This window comes from Mucilaginibacter terrae, assembly GCF_031951985.1.
In the GTDB taxonomy this organism is placed as follows: domain Bacteria; phylum Bacteroidota; class Bacteroidia; order Sphingobacteriales; family Sphingobacteriaceae; genus Mucilaginibacter; species Mucilaginibacter terrae_A.
In genome coordinates this window covers 3596523-3611954 of sequence record NZ_JAVLVU010000001.1, presented here as the reverse complement: position 1 = coordinate 3611954, position 15432 = coordinate 3596523, and the positions used below count along the sequence as shown (strand labels likewise).

The 15432-nt window shown below is 41.5% G+C and carries 21 protein-coding genes; 12 read left to right on the top strand and 9 right to left on the bottom strand.

Translation table 11 applies throughout. From position 1 onward, the window contains the following. Positions 1–14 precede the first annotated feature (14 nt). From QE417_RS15315 to QE417_RS15270, 10 genes are all read left to right on the top strand, one after another. A complete protein-coding gene (locus tag QE417_RS15315) occupies positions 15–575 on the top strand; it encodes an RNA polymerase sigma factor (RefSeq protein WP_311951343.1) in 561 nt (186 codons plus the stop codon). Between the two features lie 268 nt (positions 576–843). After that, on the top strand, positions 844–996 hold the full coding sequence (locus QE417_RS15310; protein ID WP_311951342.1) for a hypothetical protein: 153 nt from the start codon (positions 844–846) through the stop codon (positions 994–996). 160 nt (positions 997–1156) lie between these two features. Continuing rightward, positions 1157–1951, top strand: a complete 795-nt coding sequence (locus QE417_RS15305) for a carboxylesterase family protein (RefSeq protein ID WP_311951341.1) — start codon at positions 1157–1159, stop codon at positions 1949–1951. A gap of 181 nt (positions 1952–2132) precedes the next feature. After that, positions 2133–3023: a helix-turn-helix domain-containing protein gene (locus QE417_RS15300; RefSeq protein ID WP_311951340.1), complete on the top strand. Its 891-nt coding sequence runs from the start codon at positions 2133–2135 to the stop codon at positions 3021–3023. Positions 3024–3184: 161 nt separating this feature from the next. Next, positions 3185–4093 (top strand): alpha/beta fold hydrolase, encoded by a 909-nt coding sequence (locus tag QE417_RS15295; protein WP_311951339.1) that lies wholly within the window; start codon positions 3185–3187, stop codon positions 4091–4093. Between the two features lie 181 nt (positions 4094–4274). Continuing rightward, a complete protein-coding gene (locus QE417_RS15290) occupies positions 4275–4934 on the top strand; it encodes a hypothetical protein (protein WP_311951338.1) in 660 nt (219 codons plus the stop codon). Then, positions 4931–5233: a winged helix-turn-helix domain-containing protein gene (locus tag QE417_RS15285; protein ID WP_311951337.1), complete on the top strand. Its 303-nt coding sequence runs from the start codon at positions 4931–4933 to the stop codon at positions 5231–5233. Before QE417_RS15290 ends, QE417_RS15285 begins: the two co-directional genes overlap by 4 nt. Before the next feature lie 71 nt (positions 5234–5304). Beyond that, positions 5305–6672, top strand: coding sequence for a cell envelope integrity protein CreD (gene creD / locus QE417_RS15280; RefSeq protein ID WP_311951336.1), 1368 nt, complete (start codon positions 5305–5307; stop codon positions 6670–6672). Between the two features lie 71 nt (positions 6673–6743). Beyond that, a complete protein-coding gene (locus tag QE417_RS15275) occupies positions 6744–7124 on the top strand; it encodes a hypothetical protein (protein ID WP_311951335.1) in 381 nt (126 codons plus the stop codon). Beyond that, positions 7118–7522 (top strand): hypothetical protein, encoded by a 405-nt coding sequence (locus QE417_RS15270; RefSeq protein ID WP_311951334.1) that lies wholly within the window; start codon positions 7118–7120, stop codon positions 7520–7522. The genes QE417_RS15275 and QE417_RS15270 overlap by 7 nt, the downstream gene beginning before the upstream one ends. Positions 7523–7993: 471 nt before the next feature. Here the strand turns inward: QE417_RS15270 and hpt are convergent, their stop codons facing one another. After that, the gene (hpt, locus tag QE417_RS15265; protein ID WP_311951333.1) at positions 7994–8527 is read right to left on the bottom strand and encodes a hypoxanthine phosphoribosyltransferase; all 534 of its coding nucleotides are present in this window, start codon (positions 8525–8527) and stop codon (positions 7994–7996) included. A gap of 156 nt (positions 8528–8683) precedes the next feature. Here hpt and QE417_RS15260 point away from each other — a divergent pair, with 156 nt between their 5' ends. After that, positions 8684–9916, top strand: coding sequence for a M16 family metallopeptidase (locus tag QE417_RS15260; RefSeq protein ID WP_311951332.1), 1233 nt, complete (start codon positions 8684–8686; stop codon positions 9914–9916). An 88-nt stretch (positions 9917–10004) separates the two neighbouring features. Here the strand turns inward: QE417_RS15260 and QE417_RS15255 are convergent, their stop codons facing one another. The 6 genes from QE417_RS15255 to QE417_RS15230 form a co-directional block, all read right to left on the bottom strand. After that, on the bottom strand, positions 10005–10460 hold the full coding sequence (locus QE417_RS15255) for a cold-shock protein (RefSeq protein WP_311951331.1): 456 nt from the start codon (positions 10458–10460) through the stop codon (positions 10005–10007). A 149-nt stretch (positions 10461–10609) separates the two neighbouring features. Then, the gene (locus QE417_RS15250; protein WP_311951330.1) at positions 10610–10801 is read right to left on the bottom strand and encodes a cold-shock protein; all 192 of its coding nucleotides are present in this window, start codon (positions 10799–10801) and stop codon (positions 10610–10612) included. A 125-nt stretch (positions 10802–10926) separates the two neighbouring features. After that, on the bottom strand, positions 10927–11424 hold the full coding sequence (locus QE417_RS15245) for a hypothetical protein (protein WP_311951329.1): 498 nt from the start codon (positions 11422–11424) through the stop codon (positions 10927–10929). Between the two features lie 62 nt (positions 11425–11486). Then, positions 11487–11819, bottom strand: a complete 333-nt coding sequence (locus tag QE417_RS15240) for an NAD(P)H-binding protein (protein ID WP_311951328.1) — start codon at positions 11817–11819, stop codon at positions 11487–11489. A gap of 75 nt (positions 11820–11894) precedes the next feature. Beyond that, positions 11895–12473 carry a Crp/Fnr family transcriptional regulator gene (locus QE417_RS15235; protein ID WP_311951327.1) on the bottom strand — a complete coding sequence of 193 codons (579 nt, stop codon included), beginning with the start codon at positions 12471–12473 and terminating at the stop codon, positions 11895–11897. A gap of 237 nt (positions 12474–12710) precedes the next feature. Continuing rightward, entirely contained in the window at positions 12711–13001 is a 291-nt protein-coding gene (locus tag QE417_RS15230) for a hypothetical protein (protein WP_311951326.1), read from the bottom strand. Between the two features lie 156 nt (positions 13002–13157). On the opposite strand from QE417_RS15230, the gene QE417_RS15225 reads away from it, so the two are divergent. Beyond that, positions 13158–13469, top strand: a complete 312-nt coding sequence (locus tag QE417_RS15225) for a winged helix-turn-helix transcriptional regulator (protein WP_311951325.1) — start codon at positions 13158–13160, stop codon at positions 13467–13469. A gap of 9 nt (positions 13470–13478) precedes the next feature. On the opposite strand, the gene QE417_RS15220 is transcribed toward QE417_RS15225, so the two are convergent. After that, positions 13479–14183, bottom strand: a complete 705-nt coding sequence (locus QE417_RS15220) for a LytR/AlgR family response regulator transcription factor (protein WP_311951324.1) — start codon at positions 14181–14183, stop codon at positions 13479–13481. A 21-nt stretch (positions 14184–14204) separates the two neighbouring features. Continuing rightward, a complete protein-coding gene (locus QE417_RS15215; RefSeq protein ID WP_311951323.1) occupies positions 14205–15401 on the bottom strand; it encodes a sensor histidine kinase in 1197 nt (398 codons plus the stop codon). Between the last annotated feature and the right edge of the window lie 31 nt (positions 15402–15432).

Sequence of the window (15432 nt, the reverse complement as noted above, 5' to 3'; positions counted from 1 at the left end):
TAATACTTACAGCCATGATTACCGAACAAAGCTTAAACCGTATATGGGATGGATGCCTGAAACAAGAGCGCAAACAGCAGGAAATGCTTTATAAAGTATTAGCCCCGCGCATGTTAGCCGCTTGTGCACGTTACGCAAAAGATCGCGACGAGGCCGAAGACATTATGCAGGAAGGTTTTATTAAGGTATTTGGCAGTATGGATAAATTCCGTGGCGAGGGAAGTGTGGAGGGATGGATTCGCCGTATTATGGTGCACTGTGCTATATCGCGCTATCGCAAACTTAAACCGGTAATACTGGCTGATGAATTGCCCGAAGGTGTAACCGTACATATGACCTACAATGAAACCGGTTTAGAGGCAAAAGAGTTATTGCAGATGATTGAGCAGTTGCCTACCAACTACCGTAACGTGTTTAATCTGTACGCTATTGAAGGCTACTCACACCAGGAAATTGGTGAAACACTGGGCATTACCGAGTTAGTATCGCGCACCACCTTGCACCGTGCCCGTGGCGTACTTAAAGATAAACTGAGCCGCTTGAACATGAGAGAGGCTCATCGTTTGGCTTGTTAACTATTATTTAATTTAAACCTATCATAAAAACAGGCCGGCCGCATATACAGCTGGCCTGTTTTATTGTTTTATAATTTTTAATAATTGTAATATTTTTAAAAACAGCGTTGTATTGCTCCTTTTCTTTTAATAATGTTTTAACATACATATATCAAATTCATATTATTACAAAAGTTAAATATTTTTCTGATTTGCTATGATAAGTAAACATTTATTACGTACTTTGTATAAAATCAAATAATTATTTAACATTTTAATAATTACCTATATGAACACACTATCAAACAACTTCAATGCTCCAATTTTAGAGCCCAAAGGCAAAGCCGATAGTCTGTATGTTGTGGCTATGGTTCTTACTGTAATAGTACTTTTTGCTTTTGCCTATTACGATCAAATTGCTGTTAGCCTCTTCGGCAATTAATCCCCTTTGCTTTTGCTTCTCCCTTATTAATTTAAACTATTCAGCCCTACGGCTCTACTAATATCTATAGCTGCTTTACTACACCACTTACATATAAGCAGCATTATTCTGTTTTGCGGTAAATAAACTTTTGCACCTTTGCAAGGTTATTTACCTAACCATGAAAAAGAACTTATTGTTAATATTAACTTTTGTGGCTTTGGTATGCACCAATGCTAAAGCACAACAATTTGCTAAGTATAAAAAGGAAGTTTATCAGCATAAAGGCGATACCTTGCTTTATCGCATCCTGTTACCCCAAAACTTCGATCCCACTAAAAAATATCCGCTCCTTTTTGTATTACATGGCTCAGGCGAGCGCGGTAATGATAATGAAGCCCAGCTGCGCAACGGCGGTAAAGTATTTTTAAATGATGCTTTCCGCAAACAGCACCAGGCAATTGTTATATTTCCGCAATGCCCTAAGGAAAGCTATTGGGCCAATGCCATCACCAAGCGCGATCCTAAAACCAATACCCTTTTATCTGTTGAATTTACTACCAATAAAAAGCCAACCCAGGCCATGCATGCTTTAGAGGGCTTTGTAAAGCATTTTCTGAAAAATGATTATGTTGATAAAGACCGCGTGTATGTTGGCGGCTTATCAATGGGCGGTATGGGTACGTTTGAACTTTTATGGCGCAAACCCAAAGTATTTGCCGCAGCCTTTGCCATTTGTGGCGGCGCCCACCTCGAAACTGCTAAGAAATACGCCAAACGGGTACCCATGTGGATTTTTCATGGCGTTAAGGATGATGTTGTACTGCCTAAATATTCGGAGCAAATGGTACAAGCCATTAAACAATATGGCGGCAACCCTAAATTTACGCTGTACCCAAACGACAATCACAATAGTTGGGATAGTGCCTTTGCAGAACCAGAGTTATTTAATTGGTTATTTAACCATAAAAAGTAACGGCGCAAGAGGCAACTTGGATAAGGTTGGGCGTAACTTATCAAGCATTCCCAAAAAGCTGTAGGTAATACCCCATATTGGGCAAGTGTATTTTAATAAAGTTGATGTGCTGTAAATCATATATTTGCGGGTAACTGCTTTATATTAGCCGGGCTTACACCAACCTTTTCATTATACAATTATGCACAACATTTTTGACGCCAACCTTAAAACCATAGGACTGGTACATGTTAACGTCGATACGCTGAACGTCATTAATTCTGAAGCGTACAAAACGTATATAAAGGCCATGTATTTGCCCAGGGGCTGTAGGGTAAAGGTTGATTTTGATGTTTATGACACCAATGGCCCGGCAGTATTTTTTATAAGCCCCAACCAGGTGCTGAACATTGAGCACATGTGCGCCGATACCGGTTACTTTATTTACTACAACCGCGATTTTTACTGCATACAAATACATGATAAAGAGGTGGCATGCGATGGTTTATTGTATAACAACATAAATAACATGCCCATGACGGCTGTACCCGATGCCGACGCCATGTTTTTTGAAAGCTTATTTACTCATATTGAGCATGAGTTTAAGCTTAAAGATACCTCGCAGGAAGAAATGCTGCGCACCTATTTAAAGCAGCTTCTAATCAAGTCTACCCGTTTATGGAAGCAAAAACACCTGGAGGGTACACTCACGGCAGACAGTAATGATTCGGATTCTTTCAGGAAGTTTACACAACTGGTTGATGCCCATTACAAGGAAAAGCACACCGTTGCCGACTATGCCGACTTGTTGCTGATAGCACCCAAAACCCTAACTCATCGTTTTAAGCGCATGAACCTGCCGCAGCCAAACGAGATTATAAAAAACCGTATTATACTCGAAGCCAAAAGGCTGCTGGTACATACCGCTTTAACTGCTAAAGAAATAGCCTATAACCTGGGATATGACGATCCTGCTTATTTTAGCCGTATGTTTTTTATTAAAACCGGCGAATCACCTTCGGGGTTCAGGGCTAAATTTTTAACCCAAAGCAATGCCGGCAGCACAGATGGTGCCGAAATAGCGATGGCTTAACGCCATCAACTGGTATAAAATTCTGCAAAATTGTAAGCTTAGGGAAAAATCTGCAAGACACTCGGCCTTTTGTCCATTCCGTAGCTTAATGGTTCTGCCCACCTTTGTAATGTTAATCAACAACAAAATATTTAAACATTACATATTAAAAAAGCAGTACAATGAAAACACTTATCTCAACCATCAGTCTTTTATTCATCTTAACATTAAGCCAATCAGTTTTTGCCCAGTTAAAAAGACAACCAGCTTCGGCAGGTAGGGCAGAGTACATAGAGGTAGAAAAAAACGTTAAGCTACATGTAACCGATTTGGGTAACGGGCAGCCCATTGTACTTATACACGGCTGGCCGCTTAACGATGCCATGTACGAGTACCAGTATCAATATTTGGTTCACAAAGGTTTCCGGGTTATCGGTATATCGTTAAGAGGTTTCGGAAAATCAGACAGGCCTTATGGCAAATACGACTTCGATGTATTTTCGGATGATATTAAAGTAGTGCTGGAAAAATTGAAAATTGAAAATGCGGTTTTGGGTGGCTTTTCGATGGGTGGTGCGGTTGTAACACATTACATGGCCAAATACAACGGCGCACACGTTAGCAAACTTGCCTTATTTGCAGCAGCAGCTCCATCATGGAAACAACGCGAAGGATATCCTTACGGAGCATCTGACGAAGCCGCAGCCGGACTGATCCGCACTACTGAAACCAACAGGCAGCAATTAATTGAAGATTTTGGCAAAGGTTTTGGCGCTACCGAAACCAGCCTTTCAGCTCCGCAAGCCGCCTGGTTAGCCAGCATCAATTTGGATGCATCTCCTTACGCCACCACACATGCCATCATGGCCCTTCGCGATCTTGACCTTCGCCCTGCATTAGCAAAAATTAAAGTACCTGTAGCTATATTTCATGGCACAAAAGATAAACTATGTGATTTTGTATTTGCAGAGCAGTTGCATAAAGGCCTTAAAAATTCATACATCGTTAAGTTCGAAAAAAGCGGTCATGCGCTGTTCATCGAAGAGATGGAAAAATTTAACACCGAACTGGAAAAATTTGCCAGATCATAATTGCTTAAATATTCACATTGTAACTTTAGGACTTACCTAAGTAACACATTAACCCCCGGTTTGATACCTAAAATATCGAACCGGGGGTTAATGTATTAAAGATAATTTTAAATTATTTCACCTGCACTCTTGCACAATCCAAATCAAATCATTTACTTTGAAAATAAAAGTACTTTATTCAATGTCAGAAGAACAAAAACTGCACGACGACCTTGCATCTATCCGTAATATGATGGAACGCTCGTCGAGGTTTATATCGCTCAGCGGCTTATCGGGCATATTGGCTGGTGTGTATGCACTTATTGGTGCATGGCTGGCATATAGTATAATTTACTTACCCGGCGGTTTTTTCAAGTACCGGGAGTATATGGTTAACGGTTTGTTTGATAAAGAAAACATACCCGACCTGCTATTTACACCCGTAATGACTCAATTGATTTTTATAGCTTTGGCGGTTTTAACAGCATCGCTTACAACAGGTGTGGTACTTACCCGCCGCAAGGCTAAACGCAAAGGCCAGCAGCTTTGGGGCAAAACCAGCAAGGCGCTGCTGTTTCAAATGGCGGTTCCGTTGTTAACAGGTGGGGCTTTTATTATAGTAATGCTGCTTAGAGGGTACCTGGGTATAGTTGCCCCGGCCTGTTTGGCTTTTTACGGACTGGCTTTAGTAGGCGCCGGAGCGTTTACCTTTAATGACATAAGATACCTGGGCATTTGCGAAACTATATTAGGCATAATGGCCGCCGCGTTACCGGGTTTTGGTTTACTGTTTTGGGCATTAGGTTTTGGTGTACTGCACATTATTTACGGCACCGTAATGCACTTTAAATACGATAGGTGAAAGTAGATTTTAACAAATTAGATAAGGCTTTTGAGAACCGGGTAAGGTTGCAAATTATGAGCGTACTCATGGTAAATGAAAGCTATGACTTTACCTCGCTTAAAGAATTGCTTGACGTTACCGACGGCAACCTGGCCTCCAACTTAAAAGCCCTCGAAAAAGAGGAATATATTACCATACATAAAAGCTTTATAGGCCGTAAGCCCAATACAACTTACCAGGCATCGGCCACGGGCAAAAAGGCTTTTCAAATCCATTTAAACGCGCTCGAACAATTAATTAAGCTGCAAAAAAAATAAACACAGGTCACCAGGCTATATTTTTTTATCTATTTACTTTGAAAACGAAAGTTCTTTTTAAATAATTAATTATGCAAACACAACCATCATCAACCAACTGGCTCAAAGAGTCGGTTTTGTTAAAAATGCTTATTATAATGGTAATAGCCTTGCTGCTACTCATCCCATCGGCGTGGATACAGGGGCTAATACAAGAGCGCAGCGTTAGGCAGGAACAAATTACGCAGGAAGTATCAGACCAATGGTCGGGCAGCCAACTGGTGCAGGGGCCGGTGCTCATCATACCTTATAAAAAACAGGTACGCGAACGTGATACCAGCAACAAGGTTATTATTAAGGAGTACACCCAACGCATATACCTCCTACCTCAAAACCTCAACATTAAAGGCAATGTGGCTACCCGTAAATTACACCGCGGCATATTTGATGTGGGTGTTTATGATTCGAAACTCAACATAACCGGGAACTTTAACCGGGCCGATATAGCCAAACTACAGATAGACAGCAACCAGTTGATGCTGAACAAAGCCCGGGTTATATTTGCCATAAGCGATTTAAAGGGATTAAAATCGAACCCGGTAATTAACATACAAAACCTAAAGCTGGAAGTAGAACCGGCATTAAACGGCGATAACTTGTTAGATAACGGCTTGCAGGCCAGCATTGACCTGAGCACAGGAGCAGATGATATTCCATTTAACTTTGACCTTGATTTAAAGGGCAGCGAAAGCCTGAGTTTTGCGCACACCGGCAAAACCACCCAGGTGGAGGTAAGCGGCAATTGGCCCAGCCCTAAGTTTGACGGTCGCACCCTTCCAAACGAACGTACCATTGTAGACAGTACCTTTAATGCCAAATGGCGCATGCTGTACTACAATCGTCCCTTCCCGCAGCAGTGGGCGGGGAATGATACCCTGCTTAATAGTTTCAAAAACAACAAAAATGCCTTATTTGGCGTGCAATTGCATATACAGGTTGATGAGTACCAAAAAACCGAACGTACTTCTAAATACGCCATCCTAATTATCGTACTCACCTTTGTATCGTTGTTTTTAACCGAGGTTATTCAAAAGCGCCGCATCCATGTATTCAACTATGCGTTGATCGGGGCGGCCATGATCGTATTTTATACCCTATTGCTGTCTTTTTCAGAACAGGTGGGTTATAATATTGCCTACTTAATTGCGGCAGTGGCAACCATTGGCCTAATTGCCTGGTTCACGGCATCGCTGCTATCTAACCGTAAGGCTGCTGTGTTGTTCGCGGTAATTCTTACCATATTCTACGGGTTTATCTTCGTTATCATTCAGTTAGAAGACTTGTCGTTGCTGGTGGGGAGTATAGCCCTGTTTATCATTATCTCTACGCTCATGTACTTTTCGCGCAAAATAAGCTGGGACGCACAGCAGCCTGCCGAAATCGAAGAAACTTTCGCCTAACACCTTGTCATACAGGCCGGTAGCTGTGCAAACAGCATCGCGGCCAATTTACCCTTTACAAACACTGCACTATGCCAACGCATGATTTTGAAGAAGTAAACGTAAACCGCTGGTGGTGGCTTAAACGGCTGGAGTACAACAAGGGGCTGCTGGTAAGCGGCGCAATAGCGTTTGTAATCGGCGGATTTTCGAGCGTTATGTTATATCCAAATGTTGTGCATTTTTTGTTCATTCCCTTTGGTATTGCCTGCACCCTTTACTTTATAGCAGCCAATATTGCCTTTACCCTGGGCTGGGTGCTGGATATTGCCTTTAACAGCAACAACGAAGATAACTTCAGGCTGATGATTTACAAGTGCGGGTATTGGCTATCGGTATTGGTACCACCGCTGCTCACACTTAGCATTATATTATTCTTTGTAATTGCACATCCCAACCACTACCTATGCTAACAAACAACTTACACCGAACCGATATTTACCGCTGGTGGGAAGCCAAACGCTGGGAATACAATAAGGGATTATTGATAAGCGGAGCTTTTGGCAGTGTATTTGCCTGGCTGGCCATGGCACTTGAAGAAAGCGCTTATCTGGCAATTGATGCAAGCATCGTCATTATTATAACTTTCTTACTGTTCTATGGTCTTTACATGACTGCCGCCAACTTGCTGTACTATTTAGGTTTTGCTATTGACAGCACATTTAATATCAATAACGATGAGGACATAAGGCACATTTTGTTCACCTGCGGCTACTGGGTGTCGGTTTTAACTGTCCCGATAGCACTCTTTATTTACATAACTATACTGATGGGTACAGTGCCCGATCATAACTATCAATACCCGGTTTAAATGCAATTAATATCCACTCTCATGCTTAGCATTGATGTATTAAATGACCACATTAGGCTACTCCAGTTTAAAGCTTACATTAAGCAAATAAGAAATTTTAATTAATCACAATACCGATTTGGTTTTTGGTATATTTTTTACTTAATTTTGAATAAATCAAACTAAAAATATTATGAGACGCGAATTATCAGAATTTTCAGATCGGATTGATGAACAGTTTGAACTTGCTGCTCCCAATCACACTTTTGCGTTATGGGCTGTTATTTTAAGTTGGTTTAGCTAAGTAAAAATTCACACAAGCTGCCAATTGCAACTTAAAGTATATATGCCGTTGCAGGCACTTAGTGCAATAAATTACATCACAAACTGAGTAATATAAAAGCTGTTTGAGCTAAGTAGTTTGATTAAGTACTTTAGTAAAATCTAAAAACCGTTCCACTTGGGAGGACATGCTTTAGCTAAACAATTAACCTAACTAATCTGCCTGTAAATGCCCGTTAAATTCCTGCCCAACTCTTTATAGTCAAGGCCGTAGCCTACTACATATTCGTTTTCAATTTCAAAACCTACGTAGCGTAGCTCTTCAATCGAAGTTTCGAGCTTGGCGGGTTTGAGCAACAGTGAGCATACTTTTATTGATGCCGGGCTGTGTAGTTTTAATTTTTCGATAAGGTAAGCCAGCGTATTACCGGTATCAACAATATCTTCAACAATTACAATATGACGGCCGCTTATGTCAACACTGAGGTCAATGTCTTCGCGTATTTTGCGGGTGCTGCTGGTGCCGCCAAAGTAAGAGGCCAGTTTGGTAAAGGTAACCTCGCAGGGAATGGTAATTTGTTTAACTAAGTCGGATATAAACATAAAACTGCCACTCAATACGCCAATAAAAATGGGCGATTTTTCGGCATAGTCGGCGTTCAATTGTTCGCTCATTAAATTAATGCGCTTGGCAATGGCATCGGCTTCAATAAGCGGCTCAAAAGTGAGGTCGGCAATCTTCATGATTAATCTTTAATATGTTTTAAAAGGTAACAGCATAGTCACAATGTATTAAAGTAAACGAAGTCATACTTATGACGTTTGCCCTACAATAATACGCATTAGCGGCGTAAACACACTACCGGTTATGGATATAATTTAGCGTATCTTTGCCGGTCCATGACAGATTACCAGGTACATACGCTGGGCAATGGCATACGGCTGTTGTACAAGCACGCACCATCAAATATAACGCACACCTGCTTTATTGTTAACGCCGGTGCACGCGACGAAACCCCAGGCAAAGACGGCCTTGCCCATTTTATAGAGCACCTGCTGTTTAAGCAAACTAAAAAACGCAACACTAACCAAATTTTAAACCGTTTAGAACTGGTAGGTGCCGATTTAAATGCCTACACCACCAAAGAGTATACCTGCATACATGCCTCGCTGCTAAAAGAACATTTAGAGCGCACCATCGATTTATTTGAAGATATTGTTTTCCACTCTACTTTTCCCGAAGAAGAGTTGGTTAAAGAACGTAGTGTAATTTTAGATGAGATAGCCTCTTACCAGGATCAGCCCGAAGAAGCCATTCAAGACGATTTTGAAAGTTACTTATTTAAAGGCCATACGCTGGGCAACAATATTTTGGGTACCGAAGAATCGGTTAAGCAGTTGGGCCGAGATGATATAGCGCAGTTTATAGCCGCTAATTACAATACCCACCAAATGGTATTTGCTGTAATAGGCGATTACGATTTTAATAAGCTTATTAAACTTACCGAAAAGTATTTAGGTGGGGTACCCGCCAATACTTCGACCAAGCACCGCGAAAGGCCTTTGGCACAACCAGGACAATTAATTACCCTGCAAAAGCCTATTTCCCAGTTGCATGGCATTATTGGCAATTTGGCTTATGATTCATCGCACCATCATAAAAGCGGCTTGTTGCTGGTGAACAACCTGCTGGGCGGCATGGGAATGAGCAGCCGCTTAAACCTCGAAATACGGGAGAAATATGGCATAGCCTACACCATCGAATCGAACTATACGCCGTTTACCGATACGGGCATATTTTCCATTTACTTTGGTACCGATGAAGAGAAGGCAGGCAAAGCCATCAAACTCATTCATAAAGAACTGCGCAAGTTGCGTGAGCATAAATTGGGTACGCTACAACTGCACCAGGCCAAGCAAAAGTTTATTGGCCAAATAGCCCTGGCCGAAGAAAACCGACTGAGCCTCATAATATCGATGGCTAAAAGTTTGATCGATTTTAATGACGTGGATTCCCTGCAACAGGTTTTTGACAAGATCAACGCTGTTACCGCCGAGCAAGTGCTCGAAATTAGCAACCATGTATTTGACGAGAAAAACTTGATTACTTTGCTTTTTGAGCCAAAGGATTAAACAAGTTTAAGGCAACTATCAAATTAAAAAAGCCTGTGTTCTCTTTTGGAGCACAGGCTTTTATTATATAGATGTCTCTAAACAGAGATTACTTAGCTGCTTTTTTTACCTTTATGGCATTAAGCCCTTTTGGACCTTTTTCGGTTTCGAAAGTTACTTTATCGCCTTCCTTGATTTGTTGTATTATGCCATTAATGTGCACAAAAACGCTTTCCTGCGATTGCGCATCTCTAATGAAACCATAACCTTTACCTTCATTGAAAAAAGTTAGCGTTCCGGTTCTTTCAATTTCAACCGGGATATCTTCCTGCTTAGGCGTACCTATACGGATATCGTCTGTTGATATTTTTTTCTTTTTTGTAGGATCGGGAGGAGTTGAGGTAATGTTACCATTCTCATCTACATAAGCCATCATGTTTTCAAGGCTTTGTCCTTTAACAGCATTGGATTTGCGCTCTTCGGCTCTTTCCTTTTTTTCCTGCTGTTTTTTCAGTCTTTTCTTTTCGTTCTCTTTTTTACTAAATGTTTCTGATGATCTACCCATAGTTTGTTTTTAATGAACGGACTTAATTATTAAATCCATCAATGTGCTCTACGTCCTTTTGCGAAGAGATTGTTGTATATAAAATTTGAAGTACAAAAAAAGCATTCTCCAATTAGCGGAGAATGCTCAGTAATGATTTATATAGTGTATTAAGCTACTTTTACATTTACTGCGTTTGGTCCTTTACGGCCTTCTTCTACGTCGAAGGTTACCTCGCTGTTCTCACGAACGTTGTCGATCAAACCTGAAACATGAACAAAGATCTCTTTACCACCATCATTTGGTGTGATAAATCCGAAACCTTTTGTCTCATTAAAAAATTTTACTGTTCCTTGTTGCATTGTATTATTAATAAGTCTACAAGGTAGGCATAATTATCGACATATTTTACCTAAGGTAAAATTAATTGAATTGAATTTAAACATTGTGACATTTTGAACACTATAAATGGCTATTCAAACACCATTCAGGCAAAATATCCACCGTTAACCATATCAGTTAACAAGCCCGGGCCTTTGCTCTCCCAACCTAAAGCCCGGCGGGTTTCATCGCTTGATGCCGGGCAATGCATAGCGGCAAAATGACTGAACCAGCCAAAATAGGCGGCAACTGCATCGCCACTTTTGCTAAGCACCGGGATCGCCACACCTTTGCCAATGGTTTCGGCAATATGGAGATAAGGAACTCCCTCTTCGGCTACTGCATGTAACACTTTAAGCGATGGCTGTTTTTCAACAATCAGCCTGTAAAGCGCAGCCGCATCGGTACGGTGAACGGCAGGCCAAACATTATCGCCACTATTTATATACGCCGCCTCGCCTTTCTCTTTGGCTAAGTTGATAAGCATGGGCACAAATCCATGGTCGCCCGTACCGTGTACACTGGGTGGCAAGCGCACTACATATACATTAACGCCTTTTGCGGCTACGGCGGCGGCGGCTTCTTCAGATGCAGCCCTGGGCACAACGTCCGAACCAGCAGGTAGGGTATCGTCTTCGGTAATTAAACGGCCAAGGTTTAATAAACCTATGCCCGTTTAATTACCAAAGTTTTTTGCGTATTTACCAATGCATCGCCTAAGGTTTGTATAACTAACCTATCGGCCTCACAATTGGCTTTGTATTGCGAAAAATCATGGTTAAAAGCGGTATGTATTACAGCATCACAAGCCAGTACACCTTTGCGCAAATGGTCGGGGTTGTTTACATCACCCAGCAATACTTCGGCACCCGCGGCTCTAAGTTGTTCGGCACCTTTGTCAGAGCGTACAAGTCCTAAAACTTCATGCCCATGTTGTAATAACTCATTTACCACGGCCAAGCCTACAAAACCGGAGGCTCCTGTTACAAATACTTTCATAGTTATATGTTTTATAGCTACAAATTTGCAAGGCAAGAGCACTTTAAAACGAGGTCATTTGACCCTGTTTTGAAATTATCGCTGCAACTGTGCGTGGCGTATGCGGGTAAGGGTTTTAAGCGAGATGCCCAGGTAAGCGGCAATCATACGCAAGGGCAAACGGTTGAGCAGGTCAGGAAAGCTTAGCAAAAAGTCTTCATACTTTTCTTCGGCACTACCGCTTAAAGTAGTAAGTATACGCTGCCTATTAAAATGCGTACTGCTCGAAATAAGCTGTTCTGCCAGTTGCTTCAATCCCGGAACCTGTATGAGCAAGGCATCAAAATCGGGTTTATGCCAAAGCAAAACGCGGCTTGGCTCAATGGCCGTTATATTTACTTTGGATGGTTTCTGTTTATCGTAACTCTCAACATCTAAAGTCCAGGTTTCTTCGGGCGAGAAGAGAAGGATATGCTCATTACCATCGGCCGTAACACCAAACGTGCGCAGCAAACCCGATTGCACAAAAGTTTTATGCCTGCAAACATCGCCAGCCTGCAACATATCCTCATTGCGTTTTAGCGTACGGGCTATTGCCTTGCTGCTCACCTGTTTTATTTCATCAGGTTTAAGGCTGGTGCGCTGTTGTAAATAAGCTTCAAATTCGGGGTGCATTACCCAAATGTAGCTAAAAGGCGTTAATACCCAATAGTCGTTGCCTCAAATTTAATGCATACCTAAAGGCATAAAAGTAAACAACCAGGCTTTTGTAAAAACCTGGTTGCCTGGGTGGTGTGTTGTATGTAAGGAGTAGGTACTAATGTGTTGTAACTTAAATTTTCCGGGCTTTGTAAGTAAAGCCTCCTTTTTGCGCTGGCAGTATAGCTACGATAAATGTTTAGCTTATACGATTTACTTTTTCTCTCTTAATTTTATTTTGTTGTTAAGCGTGTTCATATAAATATATACAGGTAGTATAGTTACCGGCAAGGCTGTAGGCAGTATGGCAAATGGTATAAGGGTTTTAGTGCTCGATTTATTGATTAAAAAATACACCATCATCCCCAATATTAACAACCATAAAATGCTAAAACCAATAAGCACACCTTTTAGTAAATCTCTTCTTTTAATTAGATCCTGAATGCTTAACTCCAACAGGCTGTTGTTTTTCATGTAATGTGTTTGCTGTTTTGGCGATAGCATGATAACCCCCGCCTTGTTACTTACCCGGTAGTTTATTGTTTTGTACACAACAAGCCGGTTACCTTTTATAAAACATTCTTAAAAGGAATATTTTAAATTGCTATTTTCGTTCAAAGTTGTGCTACATAACTGAATAAAACAATATGTCAGAAATTAATGACTACTAAAGAAACTACCAGCGACGCCGAAATTTGCCCGGCACAGGCGCTCCTCAAAATGTTATCGGGCAAATGGAAAGCAGCGATATTCCGTTTGGCAACCGAAGGACCATTGCGTTTCAGTGGCTTGTTGCGTTCGGTTCAGGGCGCCAATAAGCAATCATTATCAGTTGCCCTGCGCGAACTGGAAGAAGACGGACTTTTAGAGAAAATAATTATTAAGCAAAAACCCTTGCACATTGAGTACAATTTAACCGAAAAAGGCAGGCAAATGGTTTCGGTATTTACGCAACTGGAGGGGATGTTGTAAGTAAACCCATCACCCCTTCGCCCACTCCTTAACCGAAGCAGCATAGCTATCCCCCACGGGCAACTCGGCTTTGGATAGTTTTATTTTACGGTTTTGGATTATTCTGATTTTATCCACTGCAACCACATAGCTGCGATGGATACGTTTAAAATGATTTTGCGGAAGTTTTTCGAGCACCTTTTTTAGTGCCATAAGGGTGAGGATGGGCTTATCTTCGTTGGTCAGGTGGATCTTAATGTAGTCTTCCATGCTCTCGATGTACTCAATATCGGGCACGTTAATTTTGAGCATGCGGTATTCTGAATATACATACAGGCTTTCCTGCACGGGCTGCTGCGCTACCGATGTTTTGTACTGATTAAACTCTAAGGCCTTTTCAACCGCCTTGGTAAAGCGGGTAATATCAATAGGTTTAAGCAGGTAATCCAGCGCCTCCAGTTCAAAACCTTCCAGGGCAAAGTTACGATAAGCCGTAGTGAAAATAACCATGGGCTTATTGGTTAACGAACGCACCAGGTCAATGCCGGTAATATCCGGCATATTAATATCTACAAACAGTAAATCAACCGGGTTATGCTTTAAATACTCGGCACCCGATACAGCATCCTCAAACGTGTGCAACAACTGTAACGATGGGAAACGCGCTATATACTGCTCCATCAGCTCGAGTGCCAGGGGCTCATCATCAATAGCTATACATTTTAACTTGCTCATTATAATCAGGGGTTAGGAAGATTAGCTTTGCAGGCTGAGTTTCACTTTAAAGCGGTTACCGGCATCATCAATTTTAAGCTCATACCTGCCTGGGTATAAGTGCTGCAAGCGCTGGCGGGTATTGGCAATACCTATGCCAGTACGCTCAATCACGGTCAATTTATTGTTGAATATCTTGTTCTCACAATAAAATTCAATTTTTGCGCCCTCAACATTTATGTCAATGGTAATCAGGCTAAATTCTTGCTTGCTAATGCCGTACTTAAAAGCATTCTCCACAAACGACATAAGTATGAGCGGTGCAATTTTTTGATTACTCATGTTGCCGCTTACGGTAAATTTCACCTCGGCTTTACGGCCTAAACGTAAGCTTTGCAAAGCAATATAATCGCTTATACAATTCACATCATTTTGCAGCAATACAAAATTTTCACTCACTTCATCGGTTACATAGCGCATAATGTTGCTCAGCTTCATTATACTTTCGGAAGTGTGCTCGCTGTTCATCACCGAAAGCGTGTATATATTATTGAGCGTATTAAACAAAAAATGCGGATTAATTTGCGCTTTAAGGAACGATAGTTCGGCATTGGCTTTACCGGCCTCTGCCACTATAACTTTTTGCTCGGTGGTTTGCCATTGCTGCACCATGCGTATGGAAAGGCTTAACGCCGTCATAATTACAAACAATACCAAACTCACAATATCAACACCGGGCGAGTGCCGCCACAGCGGATTGCCGTGTGGTTTTTGGGCAGGGTCTTGCATGCGTAGATCCTGATGAGGCAGGGGGCCAAAGGGCAATGGTGTACTATCTGCCGTGGCGGCAGGGTTTAACTTCGGCTGTACCTGTGTTAAGGTATCAATTGGTGGCGGGGGTAGGCCGCCCGGCATGCCAATCTGGCTTTGTACACGCGGATTATTAGCCAACAGCTTATCAAAGGGTTGCAAAAAATACACGCAGCTTAGTAAAAGCATTACGCCTATACCGTAATCAACATACTTTTTTTTGAGAAAAAAACGCGGAATTAAAAGCCACAGGTTAAAGTAAAACAGCACCATGTAGGTGAGGCAAAACAACCAGTAGTATGATGAAGAAAGCAAAGTCCATACGTTGCTATTTTTTTGCCCACCGCTCAAAAACAATAATGGGAATATTAAGAATAGCAACCATCCGGCTGCATGTATAGTAAACGTAGTGGCTTTAGAGCGAAGCATATACAAAGCAACATAATTATTGCCACATCTG